The 1,033-nt window shown below is 51.5% G+C and carries 2 protein-coding genes; both read left to right on the plus strand.

The window, feature by feature from the left end:
* Positions 1 to 782, plus strand: a 782-nt coding sequence (locus H9Y05_RS16665) for a minor capsid protein (RefSeq protein ID WP_216714904.1), incomplete at its 5' end; no start/stop codon positions are given.
* Between the two features lie 2 nt (positions 783 to 784).
* On the plus strand, positions 785 to 1,033 hold a 249-nt coding region (locus H9Y05_RS16670; RefSeq protein ID WP_216714905.1), incomplete at its 3' end, for a hypothetical protein.

The raw sequence follows: 1,033 nt of genomic DNA on the forward strand, positions 1-1,033 counted from the left end.
ACTGGAACGTAAAAACCCTGTCGACCAACGTTAACGCTAATTTCGTAACACCGGCCGCCGAACAAGTATGGGCCGCCACTACTTTCGCACCACTTGAACTAAGCGAAAAGCCGGTTGATTTTGTTTCGTTAATGGGCGGATGGCGGCAAGCCGAGGTGAATCGCTTGGTTATGGGCGTTAAGTCTGGATTCGTACAGGGTATGACCACACGGCGGATAGTTAAGAACGTTGTCGGGCCCGGCGGACTGGCTGATATCTCCGAGCGTAACGCCGCTACCGTTATCCGTACCGCCCTGGCGCACGTATCCAACGAAGCGCGGCAACAGGTTTACGCTCAGAACGACGACATCATTACAAAATACGAGTGGGTATCAACCCTTGATTCCCGTACTTCGGCTGTTTGTCGTTCGCGAGATTCTATGCAGTACGAAATAGGCAAAGGTCCGCTACCACCAGCGCATCCGAACTGTCGGTCGAGTACAGCACCGGTAATAAGTTCCGAATTCGACTTCCTGGATAAGGGTGCAAAACGAGCGGCGAGGGGTGCAGAAGGAGGCCAGCAGGTAAGCGCAGACACCACCTATTACGAGTTCCTTAAACAACAACCGGCGTGGTTCCAGGACGAAGCGCTCGGTCCTGTCAGGGGTAAGATTTTTCGTAATAGTGGGATAACCCCGGAAGAATTTCGTGTAATATCGGTAGACGGATTCGGGCGTCCGTTAACTCTTAAAGAGATGGCGGAACTCGATAGGCGTGTTGCCGATTATCTGAAAGAGGAATAGAGATGGGCTTTTTCAAAGTTAAAGATGTGCCTTCACGACGTGTAGTTCAGTACTCCCGTGTGTCTGGTGCGGGTGAAGGTGTCGTGTATATCAAAGATGAATCGGTTCTCGGTGAATCGGTGGACGAAATGCCGTTTGCAGATAAGACAGGACTGACCACAATCTCGGACGGCGTCCTGTACGAAGTGCCGTATCTGGACGGAGCAGGTGATGTGTACTTCGATACACAGCCAGCAGATGTAGAATTGAAA

The sequence above is a fragment of the Taishania pollutisoli genome, from assembly GCF_014518315.1.
Classification (GTDB): domain Bacteria; phylum Bacteroidota; class Bacteroidia; order Flavobacteriales_D; family Crocinitomicaceae; genus Taishania; species Taishania pollutisoli.